This window comes from Amycolatopsis sp. NPDC114484 (assembly GCF_055633755.1).
In genome coordinates this window covers 93,483-116,143 of the sequence record NZ_JBVKDQ010000004.1, presented here as the reverse complement: position 1 = coordinate 116,143, position 22,661 = coordinate 93,483, and the positions used below count along the sequence as shown (strand labels likewise).

The 22,661-nt window shown below is 67.2% G+C and carries 17 protein-coding genes and 1 pseudogene; 8 read left to right on the top strand and 10 right to left on the bottom strand.

From position 1 onward, the window contains the following. Window positions 1-21: 21 nt before the first annotated feature. Both ACZ7SW_RS12895 and ACZ7SW_RS12890 read left to right on the top strand, forming a co-directional pair. Entirely contained in the window at window positions 22-795 is a 774-nt protein-coding gene (locus tag ACZ7SW_RS12895) for a class I SAM-dependent methyltransferase (RefSeq protein WP_470230576.1), read from the top strand. After that, window positions 792-2,321 (top strand): 1,4-alpha-glucan branching protein domain-containing protein, encoded by a 1,530-nt coding sequence (locus ACZ7SW_RS12890; RefSeq protein WP_470230575.1) that lies wholly within the window; start codon window positions 792-794, stop codon window positions 2,319-2,321. The genes ACZ7SW_RS12895 and ACZ7SW_RS12890 overlap by 4 nt, the downstream gene beginning before the upstream one ends. Window positions 2,322-2,348: 27 nt before the next feature. Here ACZ7SW_RS12890 and ACZ7SW_RS12885 read toward each other — a convergent pair whose 3' ends face one another. Continuing rightward, complete coding sequence (locus ACZ7SW_RS12885; protein WP_470230574.1) at window positions 2,349-3,563, bottom strand: IS110 family RNA-guided transposase; 1,215 nt, start codon at window positions 3,561-3,563, stop codon at window positions 2,349-2,351. Window positions 3,564-3,793: 230 nt separating this feature from the next. Here ACZ7SW_RS12885 and ACZ7SW_RS12880 point away from each other — a divergent pair, with 230 nt between their 5' ends. Then, window positions 3,794-4,285: a glutathione peroxidase gene (locus ACZ7SW_RS12880; RefSeq protein WP_470230573.1), complete on the top strand. Its 492-nt coding sequence runs from the start codon at window positions 3,794-3,796 to the stop codon at window positions 4,283-4,285. A 519-nt stretch (window positions 4,286-4,804) separates the two neighbouring features. Here the strand turns inward: ACZ7SW_RS12880 and ACZ7SW_RS12875 are convergent. Beyond that, window positions 4,805-6,617 (bottom strand): annotated as a pseudogene (locus ACZ7SW_RS12875) (glycoside hydrolase family 2 protein). A 527-nt stretch (window positions 6,618-7,144) separates the two neighbouring features. Here ACZ7SW_RS12875 and ACZ7SW_RS12870 point away from each other — a divergent pair. Next, window positions 7,145-8,398: a glycosyltransferase family 4 protein gene (locus tag ACZ7SW_RS12870; protein WP_470230572.1), complete on the top strand. Its 1,254-nt coding sequence runs from the start codon at window positions 7,145-7,147 to the stop codon at window positions 8,396-8,398. 67 nt (window positions 8,399-8,465) lie between these two features. On the opposite strand, the gene ACZ7SW_RS12865 is transcribed toward ACZ7SW_RS12870, so the two are convergent. From ACZ7SW_RS12865 to aceA, 6 genes are all read right to left on the bottom strand, one after another. Further along, entirely contained in the window at window positions 8,466-8,927 is a 462-nt protein-coding gene (locus ACZ7SW_RS12865) for a MarR family winged helix-turn-helix transcriptional regulator (protein WP_470230571.1), read from the bottom strand. A 238-nt stretch (window positions 8,928-9,165) separates the two neighbouring features. Then, window positions 9,166-9,951, bottom strand: a complete 786-nt coding sequence (locus ACZ7SW_RS12860; protein WP_470230570.1) for an alpha/beta fold hydrolase — start codon at window positions 9,949-9,951, stop codon at window positions 9,166-9,168. A gap of 138 nt (window positions 9,952-10,089) precedes the next feature. Next, window positions 10,090-10,494 carry a DMT family transporter gene (locus tag ACZ7SW_RS12855; protein WP_470230569.1) on the bottom strand — a complete coding sequence of 135 codons (405 nt, stop codon included), beginning with the start codon at window positions 10,492-10,494 and terminating at the stop codon, window positions 10,090-10,092. Between the two features lie 34 nt (window positions 10,495-10,528). Then, complete coding sequence (locus ACZ7SW_RS12850) at window positions 10,529-10,846, bottom strand: DMT family transporter (protein WP_470230568.1); 318 nt, start codon at window positions 10,844-10,846, stop codon at window positions 10,529-10,531. A 1,034-nt stretch (window positions 10,847-11,880) separates the two neighbouring features. Then, complete coding sequence (gene aceB / locus ACZ7SW_RS12845; RefSeq protein WP_470230567.1) at window positions 11,881-13,485, bottom strand: malate synthase A; 1,605 nt, start codon at window positions 13,483-13,485, stop codon at window positions 11,881-11,883. A gap of 70 nt (window positions 13,486-13,555) precedes the next feature. After that, complete coding sequence (aceA, locus tag ACZ7SW_RS12840) at window positions 13,556-14,845, bottom strand: isocitrate lyase (RefSeq protein ID WP_470230566.1); 1,290 nt, start codon at window positions 14,843-14,845, stop codon at window positions 13,556-13,558. Window positions 14,846-15,074: 229 nt separating this feature from the next. On the opposite strand from aceA, the gene ACZ7SW_RS12835 reads away from it, so the two are divergent. Together ACZ7SW_RS12835 and ilvA are read left to right on the top strand one after the other, a co-directional pair. Further along, on the top strand, window positions 15,075-16,499 hold the full coding sequence (locus tag ACZ7SW_RS12835) for a short-chain fatty acyl-CoA regulator family protein (RefSeq protein WP_344285467.1): 1,425 nt from the start codon (window positions 15,075-15,077) through the stop codon (window positions 16,497-16,499). A gap of 61 nt (window positions 16,500-16,560) precedes the next feature. After that, entirely contained in the window at window positions 16,561-17,817 is a 1,257-nt protein-coding gene (gene ilvA, locus ACZ7SW_RS12830; RefSeq protein ID WP_470230565.1) for a threonine ammonia-lyase IlvA, read from the top strand. Window positions 17,818-18,190: 373 nt separating this feature from the next. Here ilvA and ACZ7SW_RS12825 read toward each other — a convergent pair whose 3' ends face one another. Then, window positions 18,191-18,535 carry a nuclear transport factor 2 family protein gene (locus tag ACZ7SW_RS12825; protein ID WP_470230564.1) on the bottom strand — a complete coding sequence of 115 codons (345 nt, stop codon included), beginning with the start codon at window positions 18,533-18,535 and terminating at the stop codon, window positions 18,191-18,193. Window positions 18,536-18,599: 64 nt separating this feature from the next. Further along, the gene (locus ACZ7SW_RS12820) at window positions 18,600-19,355 is read right to left on the bottom strand and encodes an acyltransferase (RefSeq protein ID WP_406642042.1); all 756 of its coding nucleotides are present in this window, start codon (window positions 19,353-19,355) and stop codon (window positions 18,600-18,602) included. Window positions 19,356-19,407: 52 nt separating this feature from the next. Between ACZ7SW_RS12820 and ACZ7SW_RS12815 the strand changes: the two genes are divergently transcribed. Beyond that, window positions 19,408-20,355 carry a nucleoside hydrolase gene (locus ACZ7SW_RS12815; RefSeq protein WP_470230563.1) on the top strand — a complete coding sequence of 316 codons (948 nt, stop codon included), beginning with the start codon at window positions 19,408-19,410 and terminating at the stop codon, window positions 20,353-20,355. Window positions 20,356-21,131: 776 nt separating this feature from the next. Next, entirely contained in the window at window positions 21,132-22,232 is a 1,101-nt protein-coding gene (locus ACZ7SW_RS12810) for a C40 family peptidase (RefSeq protein WP_470230947.1), read from the top strand. The last annotated feature ends 429 nt before the right edge of the window (window positions 22,233-22,661 follow it).

The following is a 22,661-nucleotide window of genomic DNA, read 5'->3' as shown; positions in this document are numbered from 1 at the left end:
ACAGGCGCTAGGGTCGCGCAGGTGACCAACGCAGCCACCCGGGCTGAGGCACTGCACCTCACCGGCGAACGGACCGTCCCCGGCATCCCCGAGGAAAATTACTGGTTCCGCCGCCATGAAGCCGCCTACCTCGCCCTCCTCCCCCACTGCGCCGACGCGACGGTGCTCGAAGCCGGCTGCGGCGAGGGCTACGGCGCCGGGCTTATCGCCCAGCACGCCCGTCGAGTGCTCGCGCTGGATTACGACGTGCTGACCACCGAACACGTCGCCCGCCGGTATCCGGACGTCGCCGTCGCGCGGGCGAACCTGGCGTATCTCCCGTTGCGGGACGGTGCCGTCGACGTGGTGGCGAATTTCCAGGTGATCGAGCATCTCTGGGACCAGGACGGCTTCCTCGCCGAGTGCTTCCGCGTCCTGCGCCCGGGCGGGAAGCTGCTGGTCACGACCCCGAACCGGCTCACCTTCACGCCGGACAGCGACACCCCGCTCAACCCGTTCCACACACGCGAACTGGCACCGTCCGAATTGGACGGACTGCTGCGCGCGGCCGGATTCACCGTCGCGGCGCTGAACGGGCTGCACCACGCGGAAACCCTGCGTACCACCGAAACCCGCTACGGCGGCTCCGTCATCGACGCCCAGCTGAACGTCGTCATGGGCTCCCTTCCCGGACAGGCCACCTGGCCCGCGGATCTCCTCGCGGACGTCGCGGCGATCCGGGCCGACGACTTCGCCGTGCACGACGACGACCTCGACGCGAGCCTCGACCTGGTGGCCGTGGCGGTGCGCCCGTGAGCGCCCGGAATCCCGCGCCCGAAGGCACGTTTTGCCTCGTCCTCCACAGCCACTTGCCGTGGCTGCCGCACCATGGCAGCTGGCCGGTCGGCGAGGAATGGCTGTACCAGGCGTGGACGCATTCGTACCTGCCGGTCGTCGACCTGCTGCGCCGTTTCGCCGCTGAGGGGCGACGCGACGTCCTGACGCTCGGCATGACGCCGGTCCTCGCCGCGCAGCTCGACGATCCGTACGCCATCCGCGCCTGCCACGACTGGGTCGGCCACTGGCAGCTGCGCACGCAGCACGCATCGACGCTCTGGCACGGCGATCCGTTGCTGCGCGACCTCGCCGCCGCCGAGCACCAGGCCGCGATGCACGCTACCGAGGAGCTGGAAACGCGCTGGCGGCACGGTTTCTCGCCGATCCTGCGGTCGCTTGTGGACAGTGACACGATCGAGCTGCTCGGCGGGCCGCTGGCGCATCCGTTCCAGCCATTGCTGGACCAGCGGGTGCGGCGGTTCGCCCTCCAGGCCGGGTTGGAGGACACCGCACTGCGCATTGGCCGCGCACAAGAAGGTATTTGGGCACCTGAATGTGGTTATGCACCGGGAATGGAACAAGATTATCACGATGCCGGTGTGCGACGCTTCCTTGTCGACGGCCCTTCACTCCATGGTGACACCTCAGCCGCACATCCCGTCGGCGATTCCGACGTCGTCTGCTTCGGTCGCGATCTCGAAGTCACGTACCGGGTTTGGTCGCCGAAGGCAGGTTATCCAGGCCATGCGGCGTACCGTGATTTCCACACCTGGGCCCACGAAGTTGGACTGAAGGCATCACGCGTCACCGGAAAAACCGTTGAGCCACAAGATAAAGCCCCGTATGACCCCGCGCTCGCCGCAGACGTTCTAGGTGCACACGTCAAGGATTTCGTCGACACAGTCGTCGCCCGGCTGCGATCGCTCCGTGCACAACACGGCCGCGAATCGCTGGTGGTCGCCGCCTACGACACGGAACTCTTCGGCCACTGGTGGCACGAAGGCCCCGCGTGGCTCGAAGGGATTCTGCGGGCGCTGCCCGAGGCAGGCGTCCGTGTGACCACGCTGCGCGGCGCGCTCGAGGCTGGCCACGTGGGCGAGCCGGTCCAGCTGCCCGCGTCCTCATGGGGCTCCGGCAAGGACTGGCGAGTCTGGGATGGCGAACAGGTCGCGGACATGGTGCAGGACAACACAGAGCTGCAGGCCCGGCTGCTCGACTTGGTCGACAAGCACGATGGGGCCACTCGCGACGCCGTCGCCGATCAGGCCGTCGCCGAGGCGATGATGGCGCTGTCCAGCGACTGGGCCTTCATGGTCACCAAAGACTCCGCCGCCGACTACGCCCGACGGCGTGCCCGCGTGCACACCGAACGATTCGATGCCCTGGCCGGGCTGCTCCGCAGCGGGGATCGTGCTCGCGCGCTTGCCCTGGCCGAGGAATACCGCCGGGCCGACGGCCCGTTCGGACATCTGGACGCGCGCGCCTTGCGCCGTCCTTCCGCGTGACGATCGAAGGGACTCTCAATGACCGTGTCAAGCCGCTGCGGTTGTTTGGGCGGGGTTGCTGGGACTGAATTCTCGGCCGTCGCGCAGGAGTGCCCACAGGACATCGACGAGTCGTCTGGCCAGCGCTAGGAGGGCTTGGGTATGGATCTTGCGTTCGCTGCGCTTGCGGTCGTAGAACCGTCGCGATGGTCCGTTTTCATGGCGCAGGCTGGACAGGGCGGCCATGTAGAACACGCGCCGCATGCGCCGGTTGTAGCGCTTGGGGCGGTGCAGGTTTCCCGAGATCCGGCCGGAATCGCGCGGGACCGGAACCAGCCCGGCGTAGGACGCCAAGCGTCCCGCGCTGGCGAAATTGGCCAGGTCGCCGCCGGTTCCGACGAGGAATTCCGCTCCCAGTCCCGGCCCCATGCCGGGCAGCGATTCGATGATGCGTGCCCACGGGTGCTGTCGGAATCGGGTGGTGATGAGCCGGTCGGTGTCCTTGATTTCGCGATCGAGGTCGAGCAGTTTGGCCGCGATGCGTTTGACCAGCATCGCGGTATCGGCCTCGCCCGGCAGGGCCAAGGTTTGGCGCTGCGCGGCATCGATCGCCGCGGCCGAGGTCTTGCCGATCACGGGCTTGAAGGCCCCGTTGCCGGCGAGATGGGCTGCGACGCCGTCGATTCCGGCTGCCCGGATCTCAGCGGGGGTGCACAACCCGGCGACCAGGATCAACGGGGTCCGGTTCGAGTAGTCGAACGCGGCTTCCAACGCGGGGAAGATCGAACCGAGCAGGGAACGCAGCCGGTTGACACCGGCGACCCAATCCGCCATCAGGTCGGTGCGGTAGCTGGTCAGCTGGGTCAAGCCGACCACCAGCTCGTCAGGCATCGCGACCTCGTTCAGATCGCGGCGCATGCGGGCGGTCTCGGCGATTACCTTCGCGTCTTTGGCATCGGTTTTGCCTTCGCCGCGGAACCCGCTGGTCATCGTGTTGACCACCCGGCCCGGCACATACGTCACTGCCTGGTCGGCGGCCAACAGGACCGTGATCAGCAGCAACGCCATCGGGCTGGTCAGATCGATCGCCCACCGCACCTGCTGCGCCGCCTGGCCAGCGCGGGCGATCAACGCCTCGATCGCGGTCTGGTCGTTGCCGAGTTTCTGGCTGAACACCGTCTTGCCGGACGCGTCGACCGCGCACGCGTGATGCGCCGCTTTGCCGACATCGATCCCGACCCACACCTCCGGGCGAGCATCCACCCACGCGCTCCTGACTTCGAAGTTCGTTACGCCCGTGGACAACCCCGCCGTCAGATCCCTAAACAGCGACCGACCCGCAACAAGCTCTCAATCAGCGGCCGGAGCGTCCAGCACGGTGGGGCAGCCAGTCCTTTCAAGCCTCACACACAGGCAGAAAACCATCAGCTACGCCCCACCGCCCTGGGCATCCAGGGCGCCAACCCCAGACACCTACAAACTTAGGGAATTCCATGGGAATCCGTGACCTGCCGCTCAAGACCCTGTCCGGCGACGACGCCACTCTCGGCGGACCGCTGGCAGGCAAGACGCTGCTCGTGGTGAACGTGGCGTCGAAGTGCGGGTTGACGCCGCAGTACACCGGTTTGGAACGCCTGCAGGAACGCTACAGCGACAAGGGCTTCTCGGTGGTCGGGTTCCCGTGCAACCAGTTCGCCGGCCAGGAGCCAGGCACCGCGGAGGAAATCCAGACGTTCTGCTCCACCACGTACGGAGTGTCGTTCCCGCTGTTCGAGAAGATCGACGTCAACGGCGAAGACCGGCACCCGCTCTACGCGAGCATCACGGAAACTCCCGACGCGGACGGCGAAGCCGGCGACGTCCAGTGGAACTTCGAGAAGTTCCTGATCAGCCCGGACGGCGAGGTGCTCGGCCGCTTCCGCCCGCGCACGGAGCCCGAGGACGAGACGATCGTCGCGGCGATCGAAGCGGCTCTGCCGGCTTGAGATCCGGCCCTGCTCTCCGGCCCGCGTTTACAGCGGCCGGAGAGCATTCGCCGTTTTTCGGCAACTGGCTGCCAACGCGTAGTCAGCCGAGTTCTGGCGGGGATACCGCTGGCTGTTGATTCGCGCTGTTGTCGTTCAGCGGCGAAAGGTCGGGCGTTCCTCACCTCGGCTCCCCCGCAGCGTTCTCGCCTCCCATCGGCGACTGCCGACCAGTGACGCAGGACACCGCAAGCCGACAACGCCACTTACGGCAACGTCAGCTCCGCGACACCGGCCGCCTCGGATGCCGTCGCCGTTCGCAGGCAAATTCGACGCCACCGGCCGCCGCGGCGCTTTAGTCGCTGAGCGGCGAGGATGAAGCAGCACGTCCGGCTGGACGCCAACCTCGCCAGCGTCGAAACGCCGTCGACCAGCTCGTCGCCACTGAGCGGCGAATCGCAAGTCAGCCTGGTTCGCCCCCAGGCCGCGCCCCGGACGAAGCGGCATATCTTGCGTTGCCGCTCAGTGGCGAATCGCAGGTCAACGGCTGTCCGGAGCCTCGTCAGCCAGCTCGACAGCGGTTTTCACCTCGGGGTACGAACCACGCGCGATCACCGCTCGGTTGTGGTTCGCCGCATCGGCGAAGTCGAGCTTCCGCACTCGGCGGTCATAAGTGAGGAGGCCGTTCACTTCGTTCTCTACATCAGTGCTCTGAGTGTAGATCGCACCGGACAACCCCAGCTCGGAAACCAACCCTTCGAGGCGTTCGCTCACCTCCTCATACCGGCGAGTGAGGTGCGCCGAATCGGTCGTCATTTCGTAGGCGTTGGGCGGGCCTGGCCAAATGTGACCTTCGAGGACCAAGCCCAGGCCGCCGTATTCGCCATCCACCAATGCGCGATGGTCTCCCGTGCGCGGCTCCCCCGGCCCGACGTATGTGTGATCGTCGTAGATGTCGCCGGCACCCGTGTCCGGGCGGGAGAAACAGCAGTTCACGCCACTGTTGGCGATCACCAGCCGGGTCGGGTCGAGTTCCTTCGCGAGTGCCGATATCCGGGCCGTGTCGAATTCTCCAGCCTTCGTTGAACGGGACCCAGGCGACGATCGACGTGACGTTGCGCAGCTGGGCGATCATTTCCCTCAGCTCGGCCTCGAATCGCCGCTGTCCTTCCGGAAGCGGATCCGGCGCGTGCCCAGGCGGGCCCGCGAACGAGACGACCAGCGACGGCATGTCCTGCCAGACAACCAGCCCCAGCCGGTCCGCCCAGTAGTACCAGCGCGCGGGCTCGACCTTGACGTGCTTGCGGACCAGGTTGAACCCGAGTTCCTTCGTCTTCTCGAGATCGAACCTGAGCGCCTCGTCCGTCGGAGCCGTGTAGCCGCCGTCCGGCCAGTAGCCCTGGTCGAGTGGTCCGTGCAAGAAGGTGATCCGGCCGTTCACCGCGATCCGTGGCCGTCCGTCGACATCCGGGACGATTTCTACCGTTCGCAGGCCGCAATAGCTGGCGACCTCGTCCAGGACATCACCGTGCGCGTCCAGAAGCCGGACGGTGATGTCGTAGAGAAACGGATCGTCCGGAGACCACGGATGGGGTTCCGGAAGGTTGGCCCTCAGCCGCGCGCCGGCAGCGGCCCGAACGCGCGTTGCTTCGTCGCCGTTTTGCGGCGAAACGATCAACTCCACTTGAGTACCGCCAGCGACCTGCGGGAACACCGACACGCCAGATAGGTCCGAGGTGACTTCGAGGCCGGAAATGCGCTCGTTCGGCACGGGCTCGACCCACACGGTCTGCCAGATTCCCGACGTCGGCGTGTAGCAGATACCGCCAGGTTCGTTGCGCTGCTTGCCGATCGGGTACGGCTCGACGTCCGTACGGTCCTCTGCGCGAACGGTAATCTCCTGCGGTCCTGATGCACGGAGCGCATCCGTGATGTCCGCTGAGAACGACGTGTACCCGCCCTCATGGGTGACCACCGTCTGGTTGTTGACCCGCACTTCGGCTTTCTGGTCGACTGCACCGAAATGCAGCAACACCCGTCGCCCGCGCCAGCTTTCCGGGATCTCGAACAACCGCCGGTACCACAACACTTCGTCGCGTCGGCCGATTCCGGAGAGCGCCGACTCCGGTGCGAAAGGAACCAGGATGCGCTCGCTGTAGCCGACAGGTCGCGGCTCAGCGGGCGAAGCAGGCCAGCCTGCGTATTCCCAGATGCCGTTGAGGCTCAGCCATTCCGGACGGCGCAACTGGGGACGCGGATACTCGGGCAGCACCGCGGCCGGGTCGACTCGGTCGGTCCACGGTGTGGTCAGCGGCGGATCCGCGCGCTGCCATTCGGGCTCTGTTGGAGTCATCACCGATCATGGTGGCAGAGAATCGCAATTCGCGGCATGGCTTGAGGACTGCCCGGACAGCGGCGAACGGTCCTGCTCGACGGGCCAGGTCGGCTGCCGACGATCGGCGGCTCATGGCTGGTCCTCGATGGAGCCTCCTGCGGCGACATGGTGGAGCTGATGTCGACGGCCGTTTCGCCACTCAGCGGCTAACAGCTGGTCAGCCGCTGATGAGCCCGCTTCGGTGCTGGGAGCGAGGGTGGCTGTGTCGAGTGAAGGCGGTCCGTTTCAGCTGGCGACCGCAGTTGGAACTCACGCAGCAGCCTGGCTGGCACTCCTGCCTCTGGAAGAGGGGGCTGAGCTGCGCGGATGCTGTCCTGGCGAGCTGGCCGGCTAGCGGGGAGGGGCTGTTGCCGTTTTTTGGCGAAACGCTCTGACCAGCGGATTCTTCCCTGCTCAGGCACTAATCCGCCGGGTGCCGGCGAGGCTTTCCGGCGGTCGCTCGGGCGGCCGCCCCAGGGTAAGCGACTGGCGAGTAACCTCGGGCCATGCGCGTGCTGATGTTGTCCTGGGAGTACCCGCCGGTGGTCATCGGCGGCCTGGCCCGGCACGTGCACGCGCTGGCGCGGCATCTCGCGCAGCAGGGCCACGAGGTAGTCGTACTCTGCCGGCACACCGCGGGCACCGACGCGTCGACGCACCCGCGCAGCGATCGGGTCATCGAGGGGGTTCGGGTCGTCCGCGTAGCTGAGGATCCGATGCACCTGACGTTCGAGCGGGATCTCGTCGCGTGGACGCTTGCCATGGGTCACGCCATGGTCCGGGCCGCGCAGGATTTGCTTCGCACGTGGCAGCCCGACGTCGTCCACGCCCACGACTGGCTGGTCACGCATCCGGCGATCGCTGTCGCCGACGCTGCCCGGGTGCCGCTCGTCGGGACGATCCATGCGACCGAAGCGGGCCGGCATTCGGGTTGGTTGTCGCATCCGCTCAACCAGCAGGTGCATTCGGTCGAATGGTGGCTGGCTAACCGCGCTGACGCGGTGATCACCTGTTCGCAAGCCATGCGCAAGGAGGTCGCGCACCTCTTCGAGATCGAACCGGCCGACGTCGCGGTGATCCACAACGGCATCGAGGGCCGCAGTTGGCGCGTGTCGTCCGGCGAGGTCGCGAGGATGCGGGAGCGGCACAGTCCGGACGGTGCTCCGTTCCTGCTGTTCTTCGGCCGGCTGGAGTGGGAAAAGGGCGTGCAAGACCTGCTGGCCGCACTGCCCCGGATCCGTCGTCAGTTCCCGGGGACGCGAGTGGTCATCGCCGGAAAAGGGCGACATCACGACGAACTCGTCATGCAGGCTCGAAAGCTGCGGATTCGCCGGGCGGTGGACTTCGTCGGCCATCTCTCCGACCGCGACCTGCGCGCTCTCCTGGCCGCGGCCGATGCGGTCGTGCTGCCGAGCCGGTACGAGCCGTTCGGGATCGTCGCGCTGGAGGCCGCGGCTGCGAAAGCACCACTCGTGGCTTCGACCGCCGGAGGACTCGGCGAGGTGGTCATCGACGGGGAGACCGGTCTGGCTTTCGCGCCGGGTGATGTCGCCGGACTCGCCTCGGCCGTGGCGACCGTCTTGAGCGACGTCCCGGGCGCGACCCGGCGCGCGCGTACGGCGCAGGCTCGGCTCGGCGCGGACTTCGATTGGGGGCGGATCGCCGAGGCGACCGTCGAGGTCTACCGGCGGGCGCGCGTCGGCGAGCCGGTAGAGTTGGGGCGGCCGAAGATCGCGACCGGCAACGCGTTCGAGGTGTAAGGCGCGCTGGTCGGCGGAGGTTCGCGAGATTCGCCGCCCAGTGGCGAATGCCTGGTCAGGACACTTGTCAGCGGGGGTCGACGGCGGCGATCAGATCGCGGTAGCCGGGGTCTGCTGCCACGCGGTCGAAAGCGCTCGCCAGAGCGGCTTCGTAGACCGGGACGGCTTTGCGCAACGTGAGACGTCCCGCGTCGGTGATTCCGGTGTAGACGCCGCGGCGGTCGTATTCGCAGAGACGTCGTTCGGTGAGGCCGGTACGCTCAAGGCGGCCGACCAGGCGGGTCGCGGAACTCTGGTTGAGCGACGTCGCGTCCGCGAGTTCTTGCATGCGGAGCTCGCCGTCGGGGCGGTCGGCCAGCGACATCAGGGCGACGAATTCCGAGAAGCCCAGGTGCAGCTGCCGTTGCAAGGCTTGCTCGACCTCGTGGTCGATGCGGCTGCGAAGTGCCATCATGCGGGGCCACATCGCGCCGAGGGCGGTGAGTTTCGCCCCTGCCGACTTGCGTCCAGGGGAAGGTGTGGTGGCCACGCGAACGACCTCTCCGGCAAAACCTCGTCCGGCATCGAGAAGTGGTGCCGAGACCTCTTGTATAGCACATGTGCGTGCATGCAATTGGGCGCTCGTCAGGCCTCACGGCACCGGGCGACCGTTGAACGCGCGGGGTAGGGGCTGGCTTGGGCCAGGGATTTTGGTTGGGTGAGCAGCCTGGACGAATCGTCGGCTGCGCAATTTTCACGGTGCGGCTTGGAGTGTTTGGCGGAGCCAATTAGACCGATGCCTGCAGGAACTGTTGCAGCAACGGGTTCACCTGCTCTGGATGAGTCAGGGTCGGAGTGTGGGCCGCGCCGTGGATGACGTGTACGTCGCCGGCGTTCGGGAGGCGTTCGCTCAGCAGGTCCATGCGGTCGCGCGGGAGGGAAACGTCTTGCTCGCCCCACATCAGCAACGTCGGGCAGGTGATTTCGTTCAGGCGGTTCGAGACGTCGTCTCGCTCCAGCAGGCAGTGCGCGGCCGGGCCCAGCGGCAACGCGGGTGCGGCACGCCATCGTGCGCGCAACTCGGTACGCAGGTCGGATTCTCCGAGCAGTGGTGTGGACAGGGGTATGATGAGGTCATCGATTGGTCCGTATTCGCGCAAGGCGGCGAACATGTCGCCGTAGGCTGCCTTGTCGGCTTCGTCGCACGGTGTTGCTTCGGTGTCCCACAGCACCAGTCCTGCAACCCGTTCGGGTGCCAGCAACGCAATCCGTAGCGCCGTGAAGCCGCCTTGGGAAAGTCCGCCTACGACGGCGCGTTCGATGCCGAGGTGGTCCAGCAGGCCGAGCGCGTCTTGGGCCTGGTCCCAATAGGTGTACGACGTGCCGGGGTCGTCGTCCGGGGTTTGCCCGTGACCGCGGGCGTCCCAGGCGATCAGGCGCTGCTCCGGCGCGAGCATCGCTGCTTGCGGGGAAAACGTTGAGTGGTCCAGGAAGTAGCCGTGTCCCAGCAGCAAGGCCGGTCCGTCTCCCCCGGTGTCGGCGAAGAAGATCGGGCGGTCGTTGACCGTTGCCATGGGCATTCGACTGACCTCCAGGTTCGGTGCCGCGCCGGTGCAGCGTAGTGAAATGACGTGATTACGGTGCCTGCGGCCAAATCTAGGCAGGATTGGTGACAGTTGGCGAGTGTCAGTGGGACATCCGGCTGGATACGGTCAGTCGTCGGCTTTCGCCGAATCGGTTGAGCCGCCGGCGATTTTGAGGCAGATGACTCCGGCGATGATCACTGTGAGGAACAGAATGCGCAGCGGTCCCAGGCTTTCGCCGAAAATGATCGCGCCGAAGATCGCCGCACCGCTCGCGCCGATGCCAGTCCAGACCGCGTAGCCGACGCCGACGTCGATGGTGCGCAAGGCCAGGCTGAGGGTGAAAATCGTTGCGGCGGCAGTAAGCACGGTGGCGATCGACCACGGCAGGTTGGTGAAGCCTCGACTGCCGTCCGTACTGACGGCGAACGCGATTTCGCAGACTCCGGCGAAGAGGAGTATGGCCCACGCTCGGCGAGCGGTCTGCGCCCTCTCCGGTGTGATGACTGGTGCTGCTTCTGGCTGAACGGACACGACGGAAATCCTTTCGGGAGCAGGAAGAGGAAGGTCAGGCACCGGTCAGCTGAAGGCCGATGATGCCGCAGATCACCAGGCCGAAGCCGATGAGCTTGCGCCAGTTGAGCTTCTCCTTGAAGATCAGCGCGCCCAGCAGCACGATGCCGACCGAGCCGAGACCGGTCCAGATCGCGTAGCCGACGCCGACGTCCATGGTCAGCAGGGCGCGGCTGAGGAAGAAGATGCCGCCGGCCGCCATGACCAGCGTGAACACCGAGGGCCACGGCTTGGTGAACCCGTCGGTCGCGTTGGCTCCGAGCGCGAAGGCGATCTCGAAGAAGACAGCGATGCCGAGGTAGAGCCAGTGCATGGTTTCTCCGGATGAGAGTGAGATCGGAAGCTGCCCGGCACCCTCGCCGGCGACGCTCCCCCAGGTAGTTACATGTGCAATATATGTATGTCAAATCAAATAGGCAAGAGGTGGTCCGCAGGTGGGCGGAGGGGAGGCGGGGTGGCTGCCGACGGAACGAGCTGTGGTGGCCAGCAGGGCGGTGGTTGCGCGAAAAGTGGCGTTGACCAGGTAGTCGCCACTGAGCGGCAACGGTAGTTTGGGCGGCTGAGGCCGGGAGCGGAGAGTTCTGCTCGGATCGTCCGTTGGACGGGGCGAGGTGTCAAATTTCGGCGGGATCGTCCGTCCGGAGCGCGCGTCGGCTTGGCACGGTCGAGGCCCGGGCACCGGTTGAGCAGATCGGGCGTTCGGCTCGGCAAGAAGCCTCGGGGAGTGCATCTGATCGGCAGGACGAGTCTGGCCGGACGGATCGGGCGGCTGGACGCGTCCGAGTTCAATAGCGGGCTGCGGCGATCTGGTCGGTTGGGGGTCGTTAGCAACCGAAGTCCTGCCGTCGGATCAGGAGTCGTGGTCGAGCAACTGCGGCAACGCGGCTCCGATCGGGAAGGGCCGGAGCCGAGCAGGAAGAAAGCGTGACCAGGGCGGAGCACGAACGGGACACGCGACCGGAACGAGTAATGCCCTAGAGCGGATACCTCGGCCTGTTGGTCCCGAAATCGAGCAGCGACCCACTTGTGAGCGCCCAGAAAGCTAGGCAACGCCAGCACGAGCGGAACGACCCCGCAGCGGACGAAGCCCGGGAGCCAGCAAAACCCAAGCCAAACCCCAAGCGCGAAGGCCCAACTTCAGACCGGAAGCCCAAGCCAAAGCGTCAGAAAACTCCGCGAAACCGAAACCCGCGCCCTCGCCCGACAGCGGCGAAAGAGCGCGGGTCAGGAAAGACCCGGGTCCGGTGGCGGGGAGCCTCCGCCACCGGACCCGTTCCCAGCACCATCCCAAAATGTGGTGCGGGGTAACCGGTCGCCGGTGGTCAGGTCACTGGCGACCGGAGCTTGTCACCGCTCGGTCAGGTAGCGGGCGTAGGCGACCGTCGTGAGGAAGCTCGGCAGCTTCTCGCCGAGGGCGGTTTCGGTGAAAATCGCGCGGGCGTCGTCGAGACGGGCCGACGGGCCGAGGTCTGCGCGGACTTTCGCCAGTTCGTCGTCCAGGAATTCGCCGGCCAGCTCGTGGGTCAGCGCCGTGCCGTCCTCGAGCTTCGTGCCGTTGCGGATCCACTGCCACACCTGGCACCGCGCGATCTCGGCCGTCGCGGCGTCCTCCATGAGGTTGTGGATCGCCGCGGCGCCGGTGCCGCGCAGCCAGGAGTCGATGTAGCGGAGGGCGACGTTGATGTTCGCTCGCACACCCGCCTCGGTGACCTCGCCGCCAGCACTTGCGACGTCGAGCAGGTCCGAAGCGTCGACCGTCACGTCTTCGCGAAGCTTGCCGAGCTGGTTCGGCCAGCCGCCGAGCACGCGGTCGAAGACCTCGCGGCACACCGGCACCAGGCCGGGGTGCGCGACCCACGAGCCGTCGAAGCCGTCGCCTGCCTCGCGTTCCTTGTCCTGGCGGACCTTCTCGAGCGCGTTCTCGTTGGTGACCGGATCCTTGCTCGGGATGAACGCCGCCATTCCGCCGATCGCGTGCGCGCCGCGGCGGTGGCAGGTGCTGACGAGCAGTTCGGTGTAGGCGCGCATGAAGGGGACCGTCATCGTCACCTGGGCGCGGTCCGGCAGCACGAAGTCGGCACCGTGCGCGGAGAAGTTCTTGATGACGCTGAAGATGTAGTCCCAGCGCCCGGCGTTCAGGCCGGCCGCGTGCTCGCGCAGTTCGTAGAGGATCTCGTCCATCTCGAAGGCCGCGGTGATCGTCTCGATCAGCACGGTCGCGCGGATCGTGCCGCGCGGGATGCCGAGTTCCTTCTGCGCCAGCAGGAAAACGTCGTTCCACAGTCGCGCTTCCTGGTGGCTTTCCAGCTTCGGCAGGTAGAAGTACGGGCCGCTGCCGCGGGCTAGGAGCTGCCGGGCGTTGTGGAAGAAGTACAGGCCGAAGTCCACGAGGCTCGCCGAAACCGGGCGACCGTCGATGCGGATGTGCTTCTCGACCAGGTGCCAGCCGCGGGGACGGGCGACGATCGTCGCCGGGTCGTCGCCGATCGTGTAGCGCTTGCCCGCTTCGGTGGTGAAGTCGATGTTGCGGCGGATCGCGTCGAACAGGTTGAGCTGGCCGTCGATGACGTTGTGCCAGGTCGGCGAGGTGGCGTCCTCGAAGTCCGCCAGCCACACCTTCGCGCCGGAGTTGAGCGCGTTGACCGTCATCTTGCGGTCGGTCGGGCCGGTGATCTCGACGCGCCGGTCCTCGAGACCGGGCGCGACGGGGGCGATGTGCCAGCTCTCGTCCGAACGGATCGACCGCGTCTCGGGCAGGAAGTCCAGCTGCTCCTCCCCCGACTGCAGCCGCTCGCGACGGCGGCGGCGCTCGTCGAGGAGTTCGCGGCGGCGTCCGGCGAAGGTGTTGTCGAGTTTGGCTACGAAGTCCAGTGCGGCCGGGGTGAGGATCTCGGCGAAGCGGCCATCGGCGGGCCCGGTGACCTCGATGCGGGTGTTCAACGTGTCAGCCATCTCGTACCTCCGCGAAGGGGGAAAGGGAAGGGGCGGGCCGGCGACCGGAATCGCCGGCCCGCGGGGTGCGTCAGTGGAACTGGTCTTCTTCGGTCGAACCCTTGAGCGCGGTGGTCGAGCTCTCCGGGTTCAGCGCGGTGGACACCAGGTCGAACCAGCCGGTGCCGACCTCGCGCTGGTGCTTCGTCGCGGTGTAGCCGCGCTCCTCCGAAGCGAACTCGCGCTCCTGCAGGTCGACGTAGGCGCTCATGCCTTCGCGGGCGTAGCCGTGCGCCAGGTCGAACATCGAGTAGTTCAGCGCGTGGAAACCGGCCAGCGTGATGAACTGGAACTTGTAGCCCATGGCGCCGAGCTCGCGCTGGAACCGCGCGATGGTGTCGTCGTCGAGGTGCTTCTTCCAGTTGAACGACGGGGAGCAGTTGTAGGCCAGCATCTGGTCCGGGTACTGCGCCTTGATCGCCTCGGCGTACTTGCGGGCGACCTCGAGGTCCGGCGTGGAGGTCTCCATCCACAGCAGGTCGGCGTACTGCGCGTAGGCCAGGCCGCGGTCGATGCACGGCTCGATGCCGTTGTTGACCTCGTAGAAGCCCTCGGAGGTGCGGCCGCCGGTGAGGTACTTGCGGTCGCGCTCGTCGACGTCGCTGGTCAGCAGGGTCGCGGCCTGCGCGTCGGTGCGGGCGACGACCAGGGACGGCACGTTCAGCACGTCGGCGGCGAGGCGGGCGGCGTTCAGGGTGCGCTCGTGCTGCTTGGTCGGGATGAGGACCTTGCCGCCGAGGTGGCCGCACTTCTTCTCGGACGCGAGCTGGTCTTCCCAGTGCACGCCCGCGGCGCCGGCCGCGATCATGCCCTTCATCAGCTCGAACGCGTTCAGCGGACCGCCGAAGCCTGCTTCCGCGTCGGCGACGATCGGCGCGAACCAGTCGATGTCGCCGTTGCCCTCGGCCCAGTTGATCTGGTCGGCGCGGCCCAGCGCGTTGTTGATGCGGCGGACGACGGCCGGGACCGAGTTGGCCGGGTAGAGGCTCTGGTCCGGGTAGGTCTGGCCGGAGAGGTTGGCGTCGGCGGCGACCTGCCAGCCGGACAGGTAGATGGCCTTCAGGCCGGCGCGCACCTGCTGCACGGCCTGGTTGCCGGTGAGAGCGCCCAGCGCGTGGACGTAGTCCTCGCTGTGCAGCAGCTCCCACAGCTTCTCCGCGCCGCGGCGGGCGAGGGTGTGCTCTTCGACGACCGAACCGCGAAGCTTCACCACGTCGGCGGCGGAGTAGGTCCGCTGGACACCCGCCCAGCGGGGGTCGGTCTTCCACTGCTCGGCCAGCTCGGCCGCCGCCTGCTCGAGCTGATTGGCCTGCTCGGTCATCGGACTCTCCCGTGTTGCGAAGTTTGCGATTGCTCGCCTTGCCTGGTCACGACCCTGACACGAGCACGAAAACTTGGTCTACTGCTCCAATTTGCCAATTTCTGCGAAGATTGCCTAGCATGTTGCAAAGGTTGCGAATCCACTGTTCGCAACCGCAGCGAAAATTCGCGGGCTTGATCGTTCACGTAATCGTTCAGGCCCGGAAACCTTCCGGCCGGACGGAGCACTCATGGACAAAACTTTCGCCGGGGCGCGGCTGCGGCATTTGCGCGAAAGCCGGTCGATGAGCCAGGCGGACCTCGCCCGTGTGCTCGAGATCTCACCCAGTTACCTCAATCAGATCGAGCACAACTCGCGCCCGCTGACCGTGCCGGTGCTGCTGCGGATCACGCAGGCGTTCGGCGTCGACACGGAGTTTTTCGCCAACAACGACACGTCGCGGCTTGTCGCCGACGTGAAGGAAGCCCTGCTCGACGAGGCCGTGGGCGTCGAAGCGACCACGAGCGAACTGAACGACCTGGCCAGCAACCTGCCGTCGATCGCACAGGCGCTGGTCAAACTGCACCGCAGCTACCGCAACGCGGTGGAGAGCACGGCCGCGCTGACCACGGAAAACGGGCTCGGACTGCACGGGAGTGCCGCCGCGCCGTTGCCGCACGAGGAGGTCCGCGACTTCTTCTACGAACGGGAGAACTACGTCGCCGAACTGGACGAGCGGGCCGAGCGGATGGCCGCCGAGATCCCGCTGCGGCGCGGAGCGGTGCTCGGGTCGCTCAAGGAACGGCTGTGGCAGCGCTACGGCGTCGACGTGACGAGCGAGGGCATCAACGAATCCGCAGGTGAACAGCACCGGTACGAGCCGGCGACGCGGGTGTTGCGGCTGGCCCCGAGCCTCCGCGTCGGGCAGCAGGCGTTCCGGATGGCGTCCCAGATCGCGTTGCTGGAATACGACGACTTGATCACCGAGCTTGCCGATTCGTGGGCGTTTTCCGGCCCGGCCGCGCGGACGCTCGCGCGGGTGGGCCTGGCGAACTACTTCGCTGGCGCACTGATCCTGCCGTACAGCCCGTTCCTGGCCGCGGCCGAGGAGTTCCGGTACGACATCGAGCGGCTTTGCGACCACTTCGGCGTCGGTTTCGAGACCACTTGCCACCGGCTGTCGACCCTTCAACGGCCAAAACAGCGCGGCGTGCCGTTCTCGTTCGTACGCGTGGACCGGGCCGGGAACATGTCGAAACGCCAGTCCGCGGCGGGTTTTCACTTCTCTCGCGTCGGCGGCGCTTGCCCGTTGTGGAACATCTACGAGGCCTTCACCTCGCCGGGCAAGATCCTCACGCAGATCGCGGCGCTGCCGGACGGCAAGCGGTACTTCTGGGTCGCGCGGACGGTGTCGCGCAACATCGGCGGGTACGGCAGTCCGGGCAAGACGTTCACCGTCGGCCTTGGCTGCGAACTGCGCCACGCCGGCCGGCTGATCTACTCGACTGGCCTTGACCTGGACGAACCCGCCGCCGCGACGCCGATCGGCATGGGTTGCAAAGTGTGCGACCGGCCCGCTTGTTCGCAACGCGCGTTTCCGGCGATCGGCAAACCGCTCACGGTCGACGAAAACACCAGCACCTTCGTCCCGTACCCGGCGGTGCCGAAGACCTGAACGCGGTCGGTGACGTGAGTGCCCCGTACGTGGTCACCGGGTGCGAAGTACATTCACCCGAGTGCACGACATCGACACGGTGAACGCAGAACTGGTCGAACAGGCCGCCGAACGGCTCGCGGGCGTGGTCACACGCACGCCCCTCGAGCCCAACGCGCGCCTCTCGTCCCGCGTAGACGCGCGCGTCTGGCTTAAGCGCGAAGACCAGCAGACGGTGCGCTCGTACAAGATCCGCGGCGCGTACAACTTCATCGTGCAGCTCGACGCTGCGACGCGGGCGCGCGGTGTCGTATGCGCGAGTGCTGGCAACCACGCGCAGGGCGTCGCGTACGCGTGTCGCCGTTTAGGGGCGAACGGTCGCGTGTACGTGCCGGGCACGACGCCTCGACAGAAGCGTCAGCGCATTGCCGCGCTCGGCGGCGCGCACATCGAGGTCATTATCGTTGGCGAGACGTATGAAGACGCCTTCGCCGCGGCTAAGGACGACGCTCATCGCACGGGAGCGACGCTCGTGCCTGCGTTCGACGACGTCCGCACTGTCGCCGGTCAGGGCACTGTCGCGCTCGAAGTGGTTTCGCAGCTCGGCTTCGTGCCAGATGTCCTGGTCGTGCCGGTCGGCGGCGGTGGGTTGCTGGCCGGCATCGCCACGTGGGTCCGCGAGCGGCATCCGGACATCCGGGTCGTCGGAGTCGAACCGGCGGGCGCGATGTGCATGGCGGCGGCTGTCGAAGCGGGCGAACCGGTGCGGATCGACGCGGTCGACCCGTTCGTGGACGGAGCCGCGGTGCGCGAGGCCGGCCAGGTGACGTTCCCGTTGATCCGGGACAGCGGCGCGGAGCTGACGTCCGTTGCCGAGGGCGCGGTGTGCACGGAAATGCTGTCGATGTACCAGTCGGACGGCATCATCGCCGAGCCCGCGGGTGCGCTCGCGGCCGCTTCGCTCGGGACCAGCGTGCAGGTCGAGCCGGGGCAGACGGTGGTGTGCATCGTGTCCGGGGGCAACAACGACGTCAGCCGGTACAGCGAAATCCTCGAACGCTCGCTGATGCACGAGGGGTTGAAGCACTACTTCCTCGTCAGCTTCCCGCAGGAACCCGGTGCGCTCCGCCGGTTCCTTGACGAAATCCTCGGGCCGGAGGACGACATCACGCGGTTCGAGTACGTGAAGCGCAACAACCGGGAGATCGGTCCGGCGCTGATCGGGGTCGAGATCCCGCGGCGCGCGGACCTGCCGGGGCTGCTGGCACGGTTGGAGAAGAGCCCGCTGCAGGTGGAGCAGGTGGAGCCGGGGAGTCCGTTGTTCCACTTCTTGCTCTGAGGCGTCGCTGGGTTTCGCCGCTGAATGGCGACAGGCCCAGCGGCCGCGGCTAGATGCCGGGTGTCGCCTCCGCGAGCCGACGAATGGCGCGCGTCGAAGAAGACCTGGGTGGACGCCCCGGTCGAGACCGTGGACCCCCGACCCGCGCTGATCTCCGGGCATTCGCCGTGCCTCCGCGACCGGCATCGCCGCAGTAGTGGGCGGCCTCGCGCAACGTGTCGAGCACGTCGGTCGATGATCGGCTTAGCGGCCAGGCCGGGAACCGCCGTGTTGCCAAAGACAGTTCGATGCCTGATGCCGACAAGCGTGTCGAGCCGCGAAGGCGGGCGTTTGCGCAGGTCAGCGCGATTCGCCAAAAAACGGCAACGCCGCTTCAGCCGAGTTCGGCGCTGCCCTCGCGATAGATCTTCGCCGAGGCGATCCGGTCTCCGGACAGCCGATAGAAACCGGCGACGGCGAAAACGCGGTCCTCGCCGTTGTGGGTGAGGCGCTCGGTCAATTGGGCGGCGACCTGGTCGCCGTCCGCGAGTACGTTCTCGATCGTCAACGTCGGGAGAAGTTGTTCCATCGCACCGCTGAACAGCTCGGTGAGTTCGTCGCGTCCGCGCACGACGCTGCTGCCGGTGATCCAGACCGCGTCCTCGGTGAAGCCGTCGAGGAGGCTTTGAAGGTCACGGTCGTTGAAGGCGGCGACGTGCCGGCGCAGGGCTTCGCTCATATGTCGAGGTTATCGACGCTGTCAGACCATTTTCGCGGGAGAACTCGACACGCGGCGCGCTACGTCAGCTGTCGCCGAGCGTCTTCTGCAGTGCCTTGTTCGCCTTGCGTGCCATGTCGGCGACGGCCTCGCGCCGGGCCGCATCCGCGGCGTAGTCGTCCTCGCGGTTGCGGACCACCCGGGCCGGTGATCCGACCGCGATCGAGTAGTCCGGGATGTCACCGCGCACCACCGCGTGCGCGCCGAGCACGCTGCCGCGGCCGATGCGCGTGCCCTTGAGGACGCTGACCTTCGTGCCGAGCCACGTGTCCGGGCCGATCCGGACCGGCGACTTGACGATGCCCTGGTCCTTGATCGGCACGTGGATGTCCGCGGTCACGTGGTCGAAGTCGCAGATGTACACCCAGTCGGCGACGAGCGTGGCCGCGCCGAGTTCGATGTCGAGGTAGCAGTTGATCACGTTCTGCCGTCCGAACACCGACTTGTCGCCGATGCGAAGGGACCCCTCGTGACAGCGGATGGCGTTGCCGTCGCCGATGTGCACCCAGCGGCCGATCTCCATCCGGCCGTATCCGGGACGGCAGTGGATCTCGACGTTTTTGCCGAGGAACAGCATGCCGCGCAGGATGATGTGCGGGTTCGCGATACGGAATTTGAGCAGCCGGTAGTAGCGCACGAGGTACCACGGCGTGTACGCGCGATTGCGCAGCACCCAGCGCAGCGAGTCGGCCGTCAGGAACTTCGCCTGGTGCGGGTCCCGCCGGGCCCGCCGCCAGGCGCGCACGCGCGACAAAGCGGGCGCACCCCACATCGACGTCATGCCTTTGACCGTAACCTGTGGACGACGGCCAGCCACAGGCAAGGGGAGCACGATGGGGACCAAGCTGATCATCGACACCGACCCCGGTGTCGATGATGCTTTCGCGATCGCGTTGGCCGCGAGGTCGGCGGACGTCGATCTGCTTGGCGTGACGACAGTCTTCGGCAACGTACCGCTGACCACCACGACTTCGAACGCGCGCCGGCTGCTGCAGCTGTGCGACCGCCCGGACGTGCCGGTCGCCGCGGGTGCCTCGCGGCCGCTCCTCTACCGCGAGTTGCACCGGTCGAGCACCGTCCACGGTTCCGACGGGCTTTCCGGGCACGCCGCTTCGCTGCCCGACGCGACCCGCCCGCTCGAAGATTCCGACGCGGTCAGCCTGATGGTCTCGCTGCTCGAGGCGTCGGACGAACCGGTGACCATCGCGCCGATCGGTCCGCTCACGAACATCGCCGCTCTGCTCGCGGCCCACCCCGGGGTGCGGTCGAAAATCGCGCGAATCGTGCTGATGGGCGGCGCGCTCGCGCTGGGCAACTCAACCGCTGTCTCCGAATTCAACATCTGGGCCGACCCGGACGCGGCACGGCGCGTGATCGCCGAGGACGACGTCCCGTGCGTGATGGTCCCCCTCGATCTGACTCACCGGTGCGCGGTCGACAGCGCGTGGCTGGCGAAACTCGCCGCGTCCGGACCGATCGGGCAGGCGCTGGACTCGTTCACGCCGGACTACCTCGCGCACTACCGCCAGGTGCTCGGCTACGACGGGATCGTCATGCATGACGCAGTGGCCGTCGCCGAGGCGATCCGCCCGGGCCTCCTGCACACGGAGACTTACCCGGTCGACATCGATTCGGGCCTCGGCCCGACCCGCGGCATGACGATCGTCGACCGGCGAGCGGTCCCGATCGCTCCGACTGGGCGGCCGGTCGAGGTAGCGGTCGATACGGAGCTGGATGTGCTGCGCGAGTTCGTGCTGTCGAGACTCGCCGGGGGGCAGTGATGGAGGGGGCGGGGAGATCGCCGCTGGATGGCGAATCGCAGGTCACGCCTGGTGCGACGGCGGGTGTGGGCAGTGGTGAGTCTGGCGGGTCGGGCTCGTTGCCGCTGAATGGCGAACCGCAGGCCACGCCCGGTGCGGCAACGGACGCGGGCGGCGGTCAGCCTGGGGGGTCGGGCTCGTTGCCGCTGGAAGGCGAATCGCAGGTCACGCCTGGTGCGGCGGCGGGTATGGGCAGCGGTGAATCTGGCGGGTCGGGCTCGTTGCCACTGAGCGGCGAACCGCAGGCCACGCCCGGTGCGGCGGCGGGTGCGGGCGGCGGTCAGCCTGGGAGTTCGGGTTCGTTGCCGCTGAATGGCGAATCGGCTGGGGCAGGGGATTCGTCAGTGGTGCGGGCATCGCCGGTGGGCGGCGAATCGGGCGGCGCTAGTGGGTCGTCCGTGGGCGGGGAGTCGCCGGTGGACGGCGAGAATCCTGGGTCGACCAGGGTGTCGCCGCTGAGTGGCGAAACTTGCGGGGTGGCTGACGAGTCGTCGCTGAATGGCGAAATGGCTGAGCGGGGGGCTGCCTTGTCGTCGGGCGGCGATGTACCCCAGCCAACCAGCGTCTCGCCGCTCAACTGCGACGCGCCCGAGACCGACCACGTCTCGCCGTTTGACGGCCACGCGCACGACCCATCCGCTGTTTCGCCGCTCAACGGCGACGGGTCACCGCCATCGGGTGGCGAAGGAGCCGTGCAGCCTCCGTGGCCGGGTTTTCTCGGGCGGAACCGGCGGGCGGTGGTCGCGCTGGCGGCGGTTGTGGTGGTTGTTGCGGCGTTGGTCGTGGCGATTCAGGCCTTGCCAGGCAGCGGTGCCAGTGACGCGAATTCCGGGAACGTCGCGGCGACATCGTCGGTGGCTCCGGTGACCTCGAAGTCCGTTCCGGCTTCCCCGGCACCGACGTCGGCGGTGCCGGTTCAGCCTGGGGTGCCGCGGGCTGGGGAGTTCGGGGCGTGGGCGTCTCGGACCAGTCAGTGGCTCGACATTCCGTTGCGGGCGATGAACGGGTACGCGCAGGCGACTGTCACGCTCAGCAAGGAACAGCCCGATTGCCACCTGTCCTGGATCACTCTCGCTGCGATCGGGAAGATCACCAGCGATCACGGGCGGGCGCAGGGTAATCAAGTCAGGGAGGACGGGACTCTCGCGAAACCGCTTGGCACGGTGGAGGTTCTCGACTTCTATCACCGGACCGTTTCGACGCCGGGGGCGGCGGGGCCGTTGCAGCTCTCCCCCGCGGTGTGGGGCAAGTGGCAGCGGAGTGCGTCCGGCGGTAAGCCTGACATTCAGAACATCGACGACTCGGCGCTCACGGCTGGGCGTGCGCTCTGCGCGAATGGCCGCGATCTGGCGACGGACTGGTGGAACGGGGTCGCCACGCTGGAGCCGGCACCAGTCGTCCTGCATCGGACGCTTGCGACGACCAATGTCTACGGCACGGTCGGACAAAGCGAACAGCCGCCCAATCCGGCGGTGCTCACGGCGGTCGACTTCGCGATTGACCAGATTGGGCTGCCGTATGTCTGGGGTGGCAACGGGACCCGCGACGCTGACCCTGGTTTTGACTGTTCCGGTCTCACGACCGCGGCTTACGCGAGCGCTGACGTCAAGCTGATGCGGACGGCGGACACGCAGTTCCACAGCGTTGCCCATGTGAGCGAACCCCAATTGGGCGATTTGATCTTCTATGGTGCGCCGACCACGAAGATCCATCATGTGGGACTTTACATCGGGAATCAGCAGATGATCGATGCGCCGCAGACTGGGCAGGCGGTGCAGGTTCATCCGTATCGGAAGCCGGGTGACGACTACGCGGGTGCGGGGCGGCCGACCGCCTGATCCTTAGTGCATCCAATGCGGCCGGAGGTTCGGGACCCTTCGTGCATCCGACGCGACCGGAGGTTCGGGCGGTCCGACGGGTTGGCCTGGAGGGGCCGCGCAATCTGCGGTAGTTGGGCGAGACGACAGCGATGTTCGGGACGCTGGAAGGTTGAAAGCGCGCCAGTAACGGAGCCGGGTCCACTCAAAAAAACCTGCCATCCACCTCGCAGATCCCGCAGCGCCGCGTTGGGGGTTGAACACCCCGCCGTCGTCGGGCTGGCGCTTGCCCGGGCGGCATGGATGGGAAGCGAACCAGTTGTCCGCTCCAAGGAGAAGCCCGCCATCAGCTTTGGGCAGAGACCGCTGGCGGGTCGGAGGTATTTGATCGGCTGTCGCGGGCGGCAGCTAGGAAGGCCGACTTGAACGGTTCGAGGCGTTCGCCCAGCG

Bases quoted from the DNA above. Each gene is read 5' to 3' on its own strand.
- ACZ7SW_RS12880 (WP_470230573.1), top strand. From the start codon at position 3,794: ATGGGAATCCGTGACCTGCCGCTCAAGACCCTGTCCGGCGACGACGCC.
- ACZ7SW_RS12870 (WP_470230572.1), top strand. From the start codon at position 7,145: ATGCGCGTGCTGATGTTGTCCTGGGAGTACCCGCCGGTGGTCATCGGC.
- ACZ7SW_RS12860 (WP_470230570.1), bottom strand. From the start codon at position 9,951: ATGGCAACGGTCAACGACCGCCCGATCTTCTTCGCCGACACCGGGGGA.
- ACZ7SW_RS12850 (WP_470230568.1), bottom strand. From the start codon at position 10,846: ATGCACTGGCTCTACCTCGGCATCGCTGTCTTCTTCGAGATCGCCTTC.
- aceB (WP_470230567.1), bottom strand. From the start codon at position 13,485: ATGGCTGACACGTTGAACACCCGCATCGAGGTCACCGGGCCCGCCGAT.
- aceA (WP_470230566.1), bottom strand. From the start codon at position 14,845: ATGACCGAGCAGGCCAATCAGCTCGAGCAGGCGGCGGCCGAGCTGGCC.
- ACZ7SW_RS12835 (WP_344285467.1), top strand. From the start codon at position 15,075: ATGGACAAAACTTTCGCCGGGGCGCGGCTGCGGCATTTGCGCGAAAGC.
- ACZ7SW_RS12825 (WP_470230564.1), bottom strand. From the start codon at position 18,535: ATGAGCGAAGCCCTGCGCCGGCACGTCGCCGCCTTCAACGACCGTGAC.
- ACZ7SW_RS12820 (WP_406642042.1), bottom strand. From the start codon at position 19,355: ATGACGTCGATGTGGGGTGCGCCCGCTTTGTCGCGCGTGCGCGCCTGG.
- ACZ7SW_RS12815 (WP_470230563.1), top strand. From the start codon at position 19,408: ATGGGGACCAAGCTGATCATCGACACCGACCCCGGTGTCGATGATGCT.